The organism is Sphaerospermopsis sp. LEGE 08334 (assembly GCF_015207205.1).
Lineage (GTDB): Bacteria > Cyanobacteriota > Cyanobacteriia > Cyanobacteriales > Nostocaceae > Sphaerospermopsis.
In genome coordinates, this window is the sequence record NZ_JADEXH010000002.1 from 164189 (window position 1) to 180276 (window position 16088).

At 37.5% G+C, this 16088-nt stretch carries 16 protein-coding genes; 8 read left to right on the forward strand and 8 right to left on the reverse strand.

Going from position 1 to position 16088, the window contains the following annotated elements; all coding sequences use genetic code 11:
* Positions 1-144: 144 nt before the first annotated feature.
* Together IQ237_RS01985 and IQ237_RS01990 are read right to left on the reverse strand one after the other, a co-directional pair.
* Positions 145-1791: an alpha/beta hydrolase gene (locus tag IQ237_RS01985; RefSeq protein ID WP_194051720.1), complete on the reverse strand. Its 1647-nt coding sequence runs from the start codon at positions 1789-1791 to the stop codon at positions 145-147.
* A gap of 19 nt (positions 1792-1810) precedes the next feature.
* Complete coding sequence (locus tag IQ237_RS01990; RefSeq protein WP_194051873.1) at positions 1811-1972, reverse strand: hypothetical protein; 162 nt, start codon at positions 1970-1972, stop codon at positions 1811-1813.
* Positions 1973-2057: 85 nt separating this feature from the next.
* On the opposite strand from IQ237_RS01990, the gene IQ237_RS01995 reads away from it, so the two are divergent.
* From IQ237_RS01995 to IQ237_RS02010, 4 genes are all read left to right on the forward strand, one after another.
* Complete coding sequence (locus IQ237_RS01995; RefSeq protein WP_194051722.1) at positions 2058-3029, forward strand: DUF362 domain-containing protein; 972 nt, start codon at positions 2058-2060, stop codon at positions 3027-3029.
* Positions 3030-3868: 839 nt separating this feature from the next.
* Complete coding sequence (locus IQ237_RS02000; protein WP_194051724.1) at positions 3869-4381, forward strand: inorganic diphosphatase; 513 nt, start codon at positions 3869-3871, stop codon at positions 4379-4381.
* A gap of 222 nt (positions 4382-4603) precedes the next feature.
* Entirely contained in the window at positions 4604-4987 is a 384-nt protein-coding gene (panD, locus tag IQ237_RS02005) for an aspartate 1-decarboxylase (protein WP_194051726.1), read from the forward strand.
* An 11-nt stretch (positions 4988-4998) separates the two neighbouring features.
* Positions 4999-5904 carry an MBL fold metallo-hydrolase gene (locus IQ237_RS02010; RefSeq protein WP_194051728.1) on the forward strand — a complete coding sequence of 302 codons (906 nt, stop codon included), beginning with the start codon at positions 4999-5001 and terminating at the stop codon, positions 5902-5904.
* A gap of 46 nt (positions 5905-5950) precedes the next feature.
* Here the strand turns inward: IQ237_RS02010 and IQ237_RS02015 are convergent, their stop codons facing one another.
* The 6 genes from IQ237_RS02015 to IQ237_RS26030 all read right to left on the reverse strand — a co-directional run bounded on the left by IQ237_RS02015 (position 5951) and on the right by IQ237_RS26030 (position 9726).
* Positions 5951-6991, reverse strand: coding sequence for an anthranilate phosphoribosyltransferase family protein (locus IQ237_RS02015; protein WP_194051730.1), 1041 nt, complete (start codon positions 6989-6991; stop codon positions 5951-5953).
* A 93-nt stretch (positions 6992-7084) separates the two neighbouring features.
* On the reverse strand, positions 7085-8026 hold the full coding sequence (locus IQ237_RS02020) for a LysR family transcriptional regulator (protein WP_194051732.1): 942 nt from the start codon (positions 8024-8026) through the stop codon (positions 7085-7087).
* 197 nt (positions 8027-8223) lie between these two features.
* Complete coding sequence (locus IQ237_RS02025; protein WP_194051733.1) at positions 8224-8664, reverse strand: ubiquinol-cytochrome c reductase iron-sulfur subunit; 441 nt, start codon at positions 8662-8664, stop codon at positions 8224-8226.
* Between the two features lie 72 nt (positions 8665-8736).
* Positions 8737-8859, reverse strand: a complete 123-nt coding sequence (locus IQ237_RS26025) for a type II toxin-antitoxin system HicA family toxin (RefSeq protein ID WP_309225600.1) — start codon at positions 8857-8859, stop codon at positions 8737-8739.
* A gap of 80 nt (positions 8860-8939) precedes the next feature.
* Positions 8940-9143 carry a type II toxin-antitoxin system HicB family antitoxin gene (locus tag IQ237_RS02035; protein WP_194051735.1) on the reverse strand — a complete coding sequence of 68 codons (204 nt, stop codon included), beginning with the start codon at positions 9141-9143 and terminating at the stop codon, positions 8940-8942.
* 163 nt (positions 9144-9306) lie between these two features.
* Positions 9307-9726 (reverse strand): hypothetical protein, encoded by a 420-nt coding sequence (locus IQ237_RS26030; protein WP_228019521.1) that lies wholly within the window; start codon positions 9724-9726, stop codon positions 9307-9309.
* A gap of 383 nt (positions 9727-10109) precedes the next feature.
* Between IQ237_RS26030 and IQ237_RS02045 the strand changes: the two genes are divergently transcribed.
* The 4 genes from IQ237_RS02045 (at position 10110) to IQ237_RS02060 (ending at position 16036) form a co-directional block, all read left to right on the forward strand.
* Entirely contained in the window at positions 10110-11660 is a 1551-nt protein-coding gene (locus tag IQ237_RS02045; RefSeq protein WP_194051737.1) for a ferredoxin--nitrite reductase, read from the forward strand.
* Positions 11661-11774: 114 nt separating this feature from the next.
* On the forward strand, positions 11775-13100 hold the full coding sequence (locus IQ237_RS02050; RefSeq protein ID WP_194051739.1) for a CmpA/NrtA family ABC transporter substrate-binding protein: 1326 nt from the start codon (positions 11775-11777) through the stop codon (positions 13098-13100).
* Positions 13101-13208: 108 nt separating this feature from the next.
* Positions 13209-14051, forward strand: coding sequence for a nitrate ABC transporter permease (gene ntrB / locus IQ237_RS02055; RefSeq protein ID WP_194051741.1), 843 nt, complete (start codon positions 13209-13211; stop codon positions 14049-14051).
* A gap of 38 nt (positions 14052-14089) precedes the next feature.
* Complete coding sequence (locus tag IQ237_RS02060; protein ID WP_194051743.1) at positions 14090-16036, forward strand: nitrate ABC transporter ATP-binding protein; 1947 nt, start codon at positions 14090-14092, stop codon at positions 16034-16036.
* Positions 16037-16088: the final 52 nt, after the last annotated feature.

Consider the following 16088-nt stretch of genomic DNA (forward strand, 5'->3'; position numbering starts at 1 on the left):
CGCTAACGCGAACAACCTAACCTACGTTATGTCGTTGTTTTGGGCTTAACCGAAAAGTATTGGGTAAGGGTTTAGCAATGCTAAACCCCCATACCAGTTGAAGTTTATCATCATTTGTAGAAATCATTTGATATACTCAGCTACCTACTGACCCGCCATCATTTCCAGAACTTGAGGAGGAAGTTCTCGGACTATGCGAAATGGGAAAAGACGAGTTGAGGCGATTTGAGCATATTCAGACGTGAGAAAAGGCGCATATTGACTAGCTTCAGGGGTTAATTGTGCAGCCATAGCGAGGGTAATAGCACAGAGAAATTTACGCACATCTTTAGCTTGTTCGCCAGTGATTTCTCGGCTCAAGATGGGAGTATCGGGAATGTGACTTTGATCTACGGTAAAATCAGGGTCTTTGACACTTAAATGACTAGCCCCAATTACACCTACTAACCATTTTGGGGAACGAATTTTAGCAAAACTCAGGACTTGTTCTGTTAAGGCGGGGGTGGTTTTATCTGCGGAACTGGCAAAAACTAATGTGGGGATTTGTATTTTGGCTAAACCACTATCACCAAACATCAGAGATGATATGGGATTAAGAGCGATCGCCTGTTTCACCCTCCCATCTCGCAATTGATAGGTTTTTTCTGGTAATTCTTGGGCTACACATTGCACCACCTCACCTAAACTCCCTTTGACCAAGTTCCGCTGACACTTTTGTTTCAGGTGATCAATTTGTAACTCACCTCCTGCTAATGCCAAAGCAGTACCACCTCCAAAGGAATGACCCACAACCATGACATTATTAGTTGCCAGCTTACCTTGTAAGGGATTATTAGGTGATTGATTGAGCTTTTCCAATTCATCCAGGATAAAACTAATATCACGGGGGCGGTCTAAAAATTCTTGGGGTTCAACCAGTCGTTTTTTACCTTGGTAAGCTGCATTGCTACTAGCTTCATTACTTCCAGGATGTTCTGGGGCTGCAACTACATATCCATGGGAAGCCAAATGTTTTGCTAAATAACGCAAGTCAGTACCCACTGAACCCAAACCATGAGAAAAAACAATTAGGGGTTTATTGACCGTTGCAGTAGTTGAAAAGTAAATGTCTACGGGAATTTGTCGTTGTCGCTTTTGGTCGTTGTAACTTAAGCTAAGTGTTTGTACTTCTGCTTTTCCTGCTTCCGCAGGGTCCAAGGCAGAATTAAATTTCACTTCTGTGGGGTTAAGCAAAGGAGCGATCGCCAACATAAACCGCTGGGTGCGGAAAAAGGCACTATTCAAATTCCGCAGTACATTAATCGCCTGGGGCAAATTAATTTGTAAGTGCTTACTAGGATACGCCTCAATAAAACTGAGGACGGATAAGCCTTGTGGGGAATTAGCCCCTAAAATTAATCCCGCCTTTATGGCCTTTACCCCGGCTTGATCCTTACGATTAATAGCCGTAGAGATATCACTGAGAATAGTCGTACCAATTTGTGTATTGATTAATCTATCTAAAGTTACAACATTGATGGGGATTGTGTTTTTCAATCCTCCCAGTAAAAACTGGCGTTGCTCCTCGGTCATTCTTTTGGTGTAAAGTTCTAAACTATCTGGTAATTTGCCAGTTTCCACAGCTTTTTTCAACTCTGCTAAGGATACAGAGTCTTTTAGAGGACCATAGCGGATAATTACTGTATCTGCGGCCATTGCAGAGGTGTTAACTTCACAAAACGGTGTTACAGCAATAACACAAAATGCACCTGCAAATATTTTCAACTTCTGCCAGCTTTTCCCTGTAAACATCTTGGTATACGACTCCGGTTTAATTATTGTCAACGATAGTTAACTTATCTGATTCATTTACGCTGAACATTTGGAGAGCATTGATTGACAAAGCTCGAACTGTAACGATAGCAATACCATCATTACTGACGGTAAAGGAGGAATCTCTCAAAGCACCAATATCAGTAATTGTAGTTGACATAGTGTTATATATTGTTTCCCTCTTACCTGAATTTTAGCTAAAAATAGTCTATATTGTGATATAATAACGCAATTATTAATGAATTATGCAGACACCAAAACCAGCCGTTAGTTTAATTCGCGCTAAATCTTACGAACAAGAGGCTTTAAGAGAATCCTTGACGACGCTGTTAGCACCTTTGGGGGGAATAGCAGCTTTTGTGAAAAGGGGCGATCGCGTACTTTTAAAACCTAATTTACTCACCGGTTCTCGTCCTACTAAAGAATGTACCACACGCCCAGAATTAGTCCGCGCTGTGGCTGAAATGGTGATGGAAGTGGGAGGTAAACCATTTTTGGGAGATAGTCCCGCTTTTGGTAGTGCTAAAGGTGTCGCTACAGCTAATGGTTTATTACCAATTTTGGAAGATTTGAATATTCCTATTGTGGAATTTCACGGTAAACGTTACCAAACAGTGAATGATAATTTCAATCATCTGCTATTATCAAAAGAAGCTATGGAAGCAGATGTAATTATTAATCTGCCTAAAGTTAAATCTCATCTGCAATTAACTGTAACTTTGGGTGTGAAAAATCTCTTTGGTTGTGTGCCTGGTAAAATGAAAGCTTGGTGGCACATGGAAGCAGGAAAAGATGCCGCAAGATTTGGGGAAATGTTGGTAGAAACTGCCAGGGCAATTAACCCCAATTTAACCATTTTAGATGGTATTATTGGTCATGAAGGTAATGGTCCTAGTGGTGGTGAACCTCGCGCTTTAGGTGTTTTAGCAGCCTCAGATAATGTGTTTGCTTTAGATCGGGCAGTGTTGGAAATTCTCAAGGTTGATCCTCTAAAAGTTCCCACAGTTGCAGCTTCTCAAATATTGGGTATTTGTCCAGAATTAAGTGAAATTGAATTCCCCAATTTATCTACTGATTTATTACAAATAGAAGATTGGCGTTTACCTGATAATTTAATGCCAATTGATTTTGCTATGCCGCGTGTGATTAAATCTACTTTTAGGCATCTTTATATCCGGTTTATTAAAGAACCAATGGGTGCTTACGCTAAAGGATAAAAACTCAAACATATCCTAAATTTTATCGTTCCCATACTCTGGGAATGAATTTTCAAAGGCTCTGACTTTGGTAAAATCAGAGGCATAGTCTATATATTCCATTCCCAGTCTGAGACTGGGAACGAGAAAATCTAAAATCTAAAATCTAAAATTGCTGTAAATGCACAAGAACATTAATAATTCTGTGACTACGATCACTAAATCGGGTGATTTTGATGTAGTGAAACTAATTTCCGGAAAATATTAATTACTCCATGAAGAAGCAGATATTTGATATTTCATTTGTAACAAAAATGCCATGTATAAAAAGCGCCTATGCCATTTTTGCAACAGGATAAGTTTCTTTAAAGTTAGCAGCTTGACTTGAGAAAAATAGCTAAAATAGAAATGAAACTCTCTGAAAGAGAGTACAACTACAAGTGATAGGAACAAAAAAATTTTTTGTATGAATTCAAATAGCCAGTCTGCCAAACCTCCCGACACATATTCCCAACGTGTGGCAGACATTGTGGGAACGGCGATCGCACTCGTGACCCTGACCCTACCTGTATTTATCATTTCCCACTATTCTTCACCTATTGTTCCCAATCATCATCCGTCAACCCTGACATACGATTTAGCCAGAAGCAATAAATAACTGTTTCTACATCCAGTTTAGTTGTGCTGTAGCAATTTTAATTTAACCATACATTAGCAGATCCCTGATTTCTCCCAGAAGTCGGGGATCTGTATTTTTTGCCCAAAGCCTTGGGAACAAATGCACAATTGTCCTAAAATCTAACACGGGGAGCCAAACTGCGTGCTACCTAGATTCTCACTATAAGCGAAGGAGTTTTGTTGTGGATTTATCTCTTATTCCTGCCCAACCTAAACCGGGTGTGATTAATGTTTTGATTGAAATAGCAGGTGGGAGTAAAAATAAATACGAATTTGACAAGGATTTAAACGCTTTTGCCCTAGACCGGGTGCTTTATTCTTCGGTAAAATACCCTTATGACTATGGCTTTATACCCAACACCTTAGCTGATGATGGTGATCCTCTGGATGGGATGGTCATAATGGATGAACCAACTTTTCCAGGTTGTATAATTCCTGCAAGACCAATTGGTTTTTTGGAAATGATTGATGGTGGCGATCGCGATGAAAAAATTCTTTGTGTTCCTGCCAAAGATCCACGTTATGCCAATGTAAACTCCCTCAAAGACATCCATCCCCACCGTTTAGAAGAAATTGCTGAATTTTTCCGTTCTTACAAAAATTTGGAGAAAAAGGTAACAGAAATTCTCGGTTGGCAGGATGTAGACAGGGTTGCACCCTTAGTCGAAAAGTGCGTCGCTGCTGCTAAAAAATAATAAATGATGGTTAGTTAATGGGTAACGGGTGACTGGGGACTGGGGACTGGGGAGGAAAATTTTAGATTTTAGATTTTAGATTTTAGATTGGAGATCACAAAAACAATCCAAAATCCAAAATCCAAAATCCAAAATAAATAACTCCTGCCTCCTGCCTCCAACCACAACCCTGTTAAATAGACTAAAACTACTCCTGGTTGTTGCTGAACAACCCAAAACGAAATGCAGCGCACTCTCCTTTTGGCTAAAATTCATAACTGTACCCTCACAGGGGCAAATATTAACTATGTGGGTAGTATCAGTATCGATCAAGTTCTTTTAGATAAATCTGGTATTTTACCTTATGAACAAGTACAAGTAGTGAATAATGCTAATGGTCAGCGTTTTATTACTTATGCAATTCCGGCTCCAGCTAACTCAGGAATCATTGAGTTAAATGGGGCGGCTGCAAGACTAGGCATTACAGGCGATCGCTTGATTATAATGACTTACGGGCAGTTTACACTAGAGGAGTTAAAACATTACTCTCCCACGGTCGTCATTGTGGACGAACAAAACCGAATTTTAGAAGTAAGAAATTACGATGATCTGCTCAGTAAGCTCTAAGTTCAAGGAAAATGTCAAATTTTGAGCGTTCTGATTCCCAAAGCTACGTCAATGATCAATTAACTCCTCCGCTTAATCACCTTGCTGGGGAGTTTTGGGTTAAATTTTGGGGTGTACGAGGTTTAATTCCTACCCCAAACAGTCACACCTGCCGCTATGGTAGTAATACTGCTTGTGTAGAAATATATGTAGCAGGAAAACGCTTGATTTTTGATGGAGGTACTGGCTTACGCATTTTAGGGAAAACTTGGCAACAACAAGAAGAAGCTCTGGAAGCCCATTTATTTTTTACCAACTCCCAATCAAATCGTATCCAAGGATTTCCCTTTTTCGCCCCGGCATTTGTGACGGACAATTGTTTTCATATTTACGGTACGGCTGCTTCCAATGGTGCATCAATTAAACAATGTCTGTGCGATCAGATGCTCCAACCTCACTTTCCTTACCCTTTACAGGTAATGGAGTCAGAGTTGCTTTTTTATAACCTGACTCCTGGCAACGTCATAGAATTAAGTGAGGTAAAAGTGACAACAGCCTTAATTAATAAATATCAGAGATCCATAGGCTACAAGGTGAGTTGGGGAACCCATAGTATTGCTTATACAACAGATTTACATAAGAGTCTTGATATACAAGAACAAAACCAGATTTTACCCATTATTCAAGATGTTGATTTATTAGTTGCTAATGCTACTTATACACCACCCACTGATCAAAATCATGAATATGCGGAATTACTCTGGAAAACTCCAGTAGAATTGGCTCAAACTGCTAAGGTGAAAAAATTGGTGATATCTCACCATCACCCAGATGATGATGATGATTTTCTAGACAAAATTCACGATGAAGTTAAGTCTATTTTTCTTAATGTTGTATTAGCTTCTGAAGGTATGATGTTGTATGTAGGTGACAGGTGACAGGTGACAGGTGACAGGTGACAGTAATAAATTTACCAATTACCAATTACCAATTACCAATTAGCTCCTGTAGTTTGGCAGCTACTAAACCACTGGTAAATAATTCTCTGGCTTTGTCTATACCAGTCGCAATATCTGGAGAAATGCCACAGTGCCATAGGTAAAAACCGCCATTCCATAAAGCTGTTTGCATCAGTTCGCTGTCATTTACAGCTAGAACAGAATGCATATCTTTGATGAGTTGTTCTGTTGTACCCAGGGGGACGTTTTTGGGGGTAAAACCATATTCACGGGGTGCAAGGTGTAACCTTTCTATTTCTTGTGTTGTGGAAGATGAAACGCCAATAATGGCTGTGCGATCGCGTGGTAAGTCACAACTACCTTCTAAACCTTTAACAAAGGTATATTTTTTCACTCCTTGAAATTCTAAAGCAGTTTGAAACATAGCTTCAGTGGGTGGATGGACAAAACCGGCAATAATATGAGCATCACCAGCATAAGGACACCAAATTAATTCCATTGTTGCTAATGGTGGCCGTTTTCCTAATTGTTCTCGATATTCCCAAAGAGTGTTAGTGAGGGGAAAATGATGCGGTGTGTAAATAAAACCAAGATGAGTTTTATTAAATATTTCCTGGCTTTTTTCTAAAGATAAATTATTCCAATTAACGCCTAACTTTTGCCAAATTTCTATTAAAGGTAAACCGTATTTTGTGGGATAGCGAATTCCTCCGTGCATAATTACAGGTTGTCCCGCAGATGCTAATAATAAAGCTGTAATAATATTAATTGGTGCAGTGCGAGTTCTGCCATCATAAGGTATACCTAGTACAATGGGAATTTTATTATTATTAATTGGTTGTAATTTTGATCCTAGTTCATAATAAGCATCTAACATTCCTGCTAATTCTTCACCTGTGGGACGTTTCATACGGTGAGCAATTAAAAAAGCTCCAATTTGTGCAGGTGTAGCTTCAGCTAATAACATCATTTTCATGGCGGTATAAGCTTCAGTACGAGTTAAATTTTCTGAAGTATGACTACCACTACCGACTTTTTGGATAAATTCTTTAAAAGTATTAGTCATTAGTTAGGGAATAGGGAATAGGGAATAGGGATTATATTTTAGATTTTGGATTTTCTTCAGTTATTTCCAATCTAAAATCTAAAATCTAAAATATTAAGATGCTGTGCGCTGTTGTTCTAATTTTGGGGGAATTTTATCACTTACTAATTGCCAAAAATGTTGAATAGGAGGAATTTGTAAACGGTCTTGAGTTGTTACCATGACTACGCGACGAGTCAAACTAGAATTATCACCTAAATTAGTATTATTGGCTAGGGGACGGACGGCAAGACTAGGATCAAACTTTGCTTCTATTAATGCTGAATAAGGTAATAAAGCTATTAGTTCTCCTTGACGAACTACTCCGCGAAAAGCATCTAAAGTATTTACTTCTAAAGCTGCGGGTAATTTGATTCCTAGTTTATCAAATCTATCTTGAATTAAGCGCTGCATTCCATAACCATCTTTAAATACTACCTGGGGATATTTAATTAATTCATTCCAGGGTATAGATGCAAATTTCGCCAGGGGATGATTTGCTGCTATTAATACTTCTATGGGTTCATCATATAATGTTTGTACGACCATTTCTTTACCAGTGATCAAAAAGCGATTGTGCATGACTATTGCTAAATCTACAAGTCCATCTTTGAGGACTTTGAGAGAGCGATCGCTTCCTAATGATGTTACTCTTAATTGCACTTCTGGATAATCATGACAAAACTGTTGTAAAATTGGCGGTAGGTAAGAAGCACAAATAGAATGAATTGCAGCAATACATAATTCTGGCTGTTTTCCTGCCATTAAATCAGTTAATTCTGAAATTGCTGTATCCCATTCTTGGCAAATTTTCCGCACACGGGGAAGTAAACGTTCACCTCCCAATGTGAGTTTAGCGTGGGTGGTTCTGTGAAAAAGTTCTACACCTAAATCTGCTTCTAAACCTTGAATTTGTCTGCTAATTGTAGATTGGGTGACACCACATTTTTTAGCAGCTTGTTGAAAACTGCCAGTTTGGGCGATCGCCAAAAAAGCTTGTAACTGCTCTAAACGCATAGGTAGCAGGAATTACATTCCCAATTTTAATAAACTTAACAAAGTTAACAAGTTGATTACATTATTTTAGTAGATTATGATACAAAATTTGGTAAAAATTTCTGATATTGCAGTCAAAATTCAGTAGGAGTTTAGCATTGCTAAACCCGTACAGAATAAAATCATCTTGATGCTTGATTGAGTAATAGAAATCTTTACTAAGCTGGTTTAACAAACACAGAATCATTTTCAATCTTAGCTAGGTAGGTTCTTAGCGGTTTTTCGGCTGGTGCTGCTTGCACTTTACCATCACGGGCAAATTTTGCATCATGACAGGGACAGACAAATTGATTTTTATCTGTTTTCCATGCAACGGTACAACCTTGATGAGTGCAGGTAGGGTTAACAGCAATTAAATTTTTTGCAGCTTTAGATGTACCAACTACCAACACTGCACCGACGGGGGAATTTTGTACTAATAATTGCCCTGTTTTGTTTAATTCTGCTACAGTACCGATTTTTTGCCAGTCTTTAGCAGCACCCTGAGAAGGGGAAGATGCAGTTGTGGTTGTGTCTGTGGTACAAGCTGCTATAGCTACAGGTAAGGAACTTGCTAATAAACCTAAACCCACCCAGTTGAAAAATTCACGACGTTTCATAGATGCTGTGATTTATGGTTTGATTTTTGACTATTGTTTATTATTACTCATAAATTGATTTTTGTCGTGAATTTAATCAAGATAATCAAATAATTCCGCTTGTTTTAATAAGTGTCTTAGCAATCCTATTTTAATATCTTTATTGCCATGAATAGGCACAGATATTTTTACATTCATACCCGGTTTACCATAAATATGATGACTTCCTTAGATTCTAATTAATACCCAATTATGTTTTTCCAAGATTTTAGCTAATTCCTTACCCGTCATTGATTTCATATAGCTATTTCTAAAATCTTAGCATTATCTTGTAGTTGAATATCATTGATATCTACTGATAAATAGCCTTCAATAGCTTCATATAAATTTTGTAAAAGTTCCTCAAAAGAATCTCCTTGAGTAGCACAACCTGGAAGAGAAGGAACTTCCGCCCAATATCCGCCTTCTTCTGCTTGATGTACAATGATTTTTAGTTTCATGATTTTACCGTTAATTGATTTGATATTAATTTGATTATAATTATAGCCCATTTTGCTTCTTGTTCAAAGCGAGATCGTAATTGATCTAATTTTTCTTTAATTATCAGGTTATTTCTCATGGCAAAAGAAACAATGTTTGTATCTAATAAATAACTTATTTTTTCTACTTCCTTTTTACAACTTCATCAAAAATAGCTACTTGTTCAGGAGTTAAATCATCTAACAACCCTGACAACATTTGTACAGACAAGATACCACTACATCTATTTTTTAAGTCTTCTTCTTCCATCATATAAAACTCTCCAATAGATACATTTTTATCAAATATCTTACATAAATGTTGAATCATTTCCTCTGGATTAAGTTCTTCCTTAAATAAAGGACGTTCTTCCATTAAAATATTCACAACTTTCTCAATTCTATTTTTCATAGCTTCTTTTTCCTTGTCCTTATTGTGTTCTTTATTGTCATCTGACACAAGAATAATTACTCTCACTTGACTAGATGTGTCAATATGTAAAGGTTCATCTAATAATAATTGACCTTTTTCATCAATTTTACCCGTTACTTCAAAAGCTTTCATTGTTTAACCTCACCTAAAATTATTTCTCTTGAAATCATCATTGATTCCTATTATATCAGATGCCAAAAATATCTGCGTTCATCTGCGTTCATCTGCGTTAAATAATTACTGGGAATGGCAATATTTACCCTTTCCAAAACTGAGAAATACTAATAAGATATACAAAAAACGCAATCCCAATATCCGTTTTCTGCATAATTATAGAAATTTCGTAACACACTATACGAATTGTTATAAAAATTCACCTTAACTTAGCAATATCGAAATTGTTACAACCACCAACCAGGAAACTACCATCAGTTGTTTTCTTAAAAGTGGAAAGTACAGCACCGATAAGAACACGGATACACAATTAATTAAGTCCTGTTCCCAAAAAACAACCCATGACAGAAACAGCAACTACCATCGAAAAACTGAATAAATTCGAGAAATTCAAAGCTGAAAAAGACGGACTTGCAGTTAAAGACGAAATCAGCGAATTTGTGAAAATTGGTTGGGAAGCAATGGACGAAAACGACCTCAACCATCGCCTAAAATGGTTAGGTGTATTTTTTCGCCCAGTGACACCCGGAAAATTCATGATGCGGATGCGGATACCTAACGGTATTCTCACTAGCAGTCAAGTGTATATTTTAGCAGAAGTGATACAGCGTTACGGTGACGACGGCAGCGCAGATATCACCACTAGACAAAATATACAACTGCGCGGGATCAATTTTTCAGATATTCCTGACATCTTTAATAAATTTAACACCGTTGGGTTAACAAGCATTCAATCCGGTATGGATAACATCCGTAATATTACAGGTGATCCTGTAGCTGGTTTAGATGCTAACGAGTTGTATGATACCAGAGAATTAGTACAGCAAATTCAAGATATGCTCACTAATAATGGTAAAGGAAACCCAGAATTTACCAATCTTCCTCGTAAATTTAACATTGCTGTAACTGGAGGAAAAGATAATTCAGTTCACGCAGAAATCAATGATTTAGCATTTGTACCAGCATTTAAAGAAGGATTTGGTTTTAATGTTTTAGTCGGTGGTTTTTTCTCCGGTAAACGTTGTGAAGCAGCTATTCCTTTAAATGTGTGGGTGAAACCCGAAGAAGTAGTTAGTTTATGTAAAGCAATTGTCGAAATTTTCCGGGATCATGGTTTACGTCTTAACCGTCAAAAAGCCCGGTTAATGTGGTTAATTGATGAATGGGGGTTAGAAAAATTCCGCAATGAAGTAGAAAAACGTTGGGGAAAAACCTTTAAAACAGCAGCACCAAAAGATGAAATTGATTGGGAAAAACGGGATCATATTGGGATTTATCCCCAAAAACAACCAGGATTAAATTATGTCGGTTTAAACATTCCTGTTGGTAGATTATCTGCTGATGATATGTTTGAAATTGCCCGGATAGCAGAAGTTTATGGCAGTGGCGAAATTAGGTTTACAGTCGAACAAAACGCCATAATTCCTAATATTCCCGATTCAGCTTTAAACACATTTTTAACTGAACCGTTATTAAATAAATTTGGTGTTAATCCTGGTTTATTAACGCGAGCAGTGGTATCTTGTACAGGCGCACAATTTTGTAACTTCGCATTAATAGAAACAAAAAATCGTGCCGTTGCCATGAGTAAAGCATTAGAACGGGAATTAATATTATCAAAACCCGTCCGTATTCATTGGACAGGATGCCCAAATTCTTGCGGACAACCCCAAGTAGCAGACATTGGTTTAATGGGTACAAAAGTCCGTAAAAACGGGCAAACAGTAGAAGGCGTTGACATTTATATGGGTGGGAAAGTTGGTAAAGATGCTAAACTAGGAACTTGTGTACAAAAAAGCGTTCCTTGTGAAGATGTACAACCCATATTAAAAGAAATACTCATGCAAAACTTCGGCGCAACACTTAGGGAAGAAGCCTTAATTTCCCACTAAATCAACTGCGAAAACTACAGATTTTCTCTGTGTCCTCTGTGCCTCTGTGGTTCGTTAATTAAAAATCTTCAAACATAACTGCCAACCCAAATTAAAACTGATTAAGAGTTGAAAATGAGCAATATTTCCCGCAGAAAATTTATAATTACCTCCAGTTTAGCAGCAGCAACTTCCATCATAGCGCACGGTTGTTCATCTAATAACTCTCAGTCAGCAACAACAGATAGTGCAGCTTCTTCCACTGCCCAACTTGCTAACAATTCTACAGTTAGTAATGCTGCAAAAGTAGAAACAACCAAAGCCAAATTAGGATTTATTGCTTTAACTGATTCTGCACCTTTAATTATTGCCAAAGAAAAAGGTTTCTTTGCCAAATATGGCATGACTGATGTAGAAGTCAGCAAACAAAAATCCTGGCCTGTTACCCGTGATAACCTCAAAATAGGCTCATCTGGTGGTGGTATTGATGGCGCACATATTCTTACCCCCATGCCTTATTTAATGACCATTAATGATAAAGTCCCAATGTATCTATTGGCCAGATTAAATACCAACGGTCAAGCTATATCTGTGGCAGAAAAATTCAAAAATTTACAAGTTGGTTTACAAAGTAAATCACTCAAAGACGCAGTAAATAAAGCCAAAGCTGATAAAAAATCCATCAAAGTTGCCATGACTTTTCCCGGTGGTACTCATGATTTATGGATTCGTTATTGGTTAGCTGCTGGTGGTATTGATCCTGATAAAGATGTAATTTTGGAAGCAGTTCCACCACCACAAATGGTAGCAAATATGAAAGTTGGTACTGTTGATACTTTTTGTGTAGGAGAACCTTGGAACGCTCAATTAGTGAGCCAAAAATTAGGTTATACAGCTTTAACTACTGGTGAATTATGGAATGATCATCCTGAAAAAGCCTTTGCTATGCGGAAAGATTGGGTTGACAAAAATCCTAACGCAGCACAAGCATTATTAATGGCAGTTATGGAAGCACAACAATGGTGTGAAAAGCTAGAAAATAAAGAGGAAATGTGTAAAATTTGTGCTGACAGAAAATACTTTAATGTGGCTGTGGCTGACATTTTAGAACGTTCTAAAGGTAATATTGATTATGGTGATGGACGCAAGGAAGAAAACTTTGCCTATCGGATGAAATTCTGGGCTGATAATGCTTCCTATCCCTATAAGAGTCATGATGCTTGGTTCTTAACTGAAGAAATTCGTTGGGGTTATTTACCTAAAGATACGAAAATCAAAGAAATGGTTGATCAGGTAAATAGAGAAGATTTATGGAAACAAGCAGCTAAAGCTTTGGGTGTATCTGCTGCGGAAATTCCTACGAGTTCTTCTCGTGGTGTGGAAACATTTTTCGATGGGGTGAAATTCGACCCAGAAAAACCAGAGGAATATTTAAAGAGTTTGCAAATTAAGAAGGTTTAAGTAGTAGGGGTAATTCCTGAATTACCCCTACCCATTACCTTTGGTATATTTATTCAATTTTTAAGGTTCACGCAGAGGCGCAGAGAAAAGAAAATTAAGGAGTAAGAAATGGCTATTAGTGTTGGAAGTCGTAGAGTTAGTAGTAAACAGCAGAAGGTAATTAATAAGTTTTTAGTGAATAAAGTAATACCACCAGTATTTGGATTATTTATTTTCCTGGTGTTGTGGCAGTTGCTTTGTTTAATTCCTGGGTTTCAATTGCCTGGTCCGATTGAAACATTTTCTGAAACTTGGGACCCTTTTATTATTCAGCCTTTTTTTGATAATGGTGGCAGTGATAAGGGTTTAGGTTGGCAAATATTGACCAGTTTAGGAAGGGTGGCTTTAGGTTTTTCTTTAGCAGCAGTTGTTGGTGTGGTTTTAGGAATATTTATTGGGGTGAATAAGTTTTTATATAATGCTGTAGATCCAATTTTTCAAGTATTAAGAACTATTCCTCCTTTGGCTTGGTTGCCTATTTCTCTAGCTGCTTTTCAACAAGCCAACCCTTCAGCAATTTTCGTAATTTTTATTACTTCAATTTGGCCGATTTTAATTAATACAACTGTGGGTGTACAAAATATTCCCCAAGATTATGTAAATGTGGCTCGTGTTTTACGTTTACGTAAGGACAAATATTTCTTGAAAATTGTGTTTCCGGCAACTGTTCCTTATATTTTCACAGGTTTGAGAATTGGTATCGGTTTATCTTGGTTGGCAATTGTTGCCGCAGAAATGTTAGTTGGTGGTGTGGGTATTGGTTCGTTTATTTGGGATGCTTACAATACGACTACAGAAACTAATTTGAGTGAGATTATTATCGCGTTAGTTTATGTTGGTTTGGTGGGTTTAATGTTAGATAGAATGGTGGCTTTTATCGCGGATAAAGTTGTGAAAACAGAACATAAATAATTCTTAAATTGCATTACCCATTACCTATTACCAAACACATGAAGAGTTTTTTAGAAATTGACCACGTAGACAGAATATTTAACCTCCCTAATGGTGGTAAATATATCGCTTTAAAAAATATTGAGCTGAAAATTAACCATGGTGAATTTATTTCTTTAATTGGTCATTCTGGTTGTGGTAAGTCCACTCTACTTAATATTATTGCTGGCTTAGATAGAGCTAGTATTGGTGGGGTGACTTTGGAAGGTAGAGAAGTTAGAGAACCTGGACCGGATAGGATGGTGGTTTTTCAAAATTATTCCTTACTTCCTTGGTTAACCGTGCGGGAAAATATCGCTTTAGCTGTGGATGAAGTACATCAAAATTTACCTCAAGGAGAACGTCGAGGAATAATAGAAGAACATATTGATCTGGTAGGTTTACGACGTGCAACTAACAAACGTCCTAGTGAATTATCTGGAGGAATGAAACAAAGAGTGGCGATCGCCCGTGCTTTAGCTACTCGTCCGAAATTGTTGTTGTTAGATGAACCTTTTGGTGCTTTGGATGCGTTAACCAGAGGTAATTTACAAGAACAATTAATGAAAATTTGTAATGAACACAAAATTACCTCTGTGATGGTGACACATGATGTTGATGAAGCTTTATTATTGAGCGATCGCATTGTCATGTTAACCAATGGACCAGAAGCACACATTGGGCAAATTTTAGAAGTCCCTATCCCCCGTCCCCGTCAACGTTTGGAAGTAGTTAACCATCCCAGTTATTACAACTTGCGAAACGAAATGATCTACTTCCTCAACCAACAAAAACAAGCAAAAAAACGCCAAAAACAACCCACAGCCCCAGCAATTATTTCTAACAAAAATTTAGAAAAAGTACATTTAGAAATTGGCTATATTCCCCTCACCCAAGCCGCACCTTTAATAATTGCTCAGGAAAAAGGTTTCTTTGCTGAATATGGTTTAGAAGTCAATCTAAAACCTGAAAATAGCTGGAAAGAAATTGCTAAAGGTGTAGCCACAGGTAAGTTTGATGCAGCCCAAATGGTAGCAGGAATGCCCCTAGCAATGACATTAGGTGCAAGTGGTAAAACGCCCATTTCAATGGTTACAGCCATGACCCTTTCTCGCAATGGTAGCGCCATTACCTTCAGCAAAGAATTATTTAATAATGGAGTCACAAATTTAGCAGAATTTCAAAAAACCATCAACGCTGATCTAGACAAAACCCACACTTTAGGCGTGGTTCATCCTGCATCAATGCAGAACTTATTATTACGCTATTGGTTAGCGGCAAGCGGAATTCAGCCTGATATAGATGTCAGTTTAATGACAATTTCACCAGAAGAAATGGTGACTGCCCTTGAAGATAAAAAAATTGATGGTTACTGTGTCGGAGAACCTTGGAACTCTCACGCAGTTGAGCAAAATTTGGGTTCTATTATTGCTATCACATCAGAACTTTGGAATGGACATCCAGATAAAGTATTAGGAGTGCGAGAAGACTGGGCGCAAGAAAATCCACAAACACATTTAGCATTAATAAAAGCCCTATTAACAGCCTGTGAATATTGCGATGATATTCGCAACCAAGAAGAAGTTATGACATTAACTTCTTTACATTTAGGTTCTGATTTAATAGATAAATACCCAAAAAATAACCATTACAATACCCAAACTTCCCATCAATTTTATTTCAATAAAGCCAACTATCCCGACCGTAATGAAATGCTATGGATTTTAACACAATTAGCCCGATGGGGTTTAGTAGCTTTCCCTAAAAACTGGGTAGAAGTCATTGATAGAGTTTGTCGTCCAGATATCTTTGGTGCAGCCGCAAGAGAAATGGGCATTTTAGATATTGGAAGAGAAGAAACAATTCAACTATTTGACGGCAAAATATTTAACCCTTCCGAACCAATAGAATATCTAAAAAGTTTGGAAATTAAACGCCAGCTTCGCGTTGAAGAAGTGTTTATTTAGTCATTAGTCATTAGTCATTTGTCATTAGTTTTTTAATCAATTACCCATTACC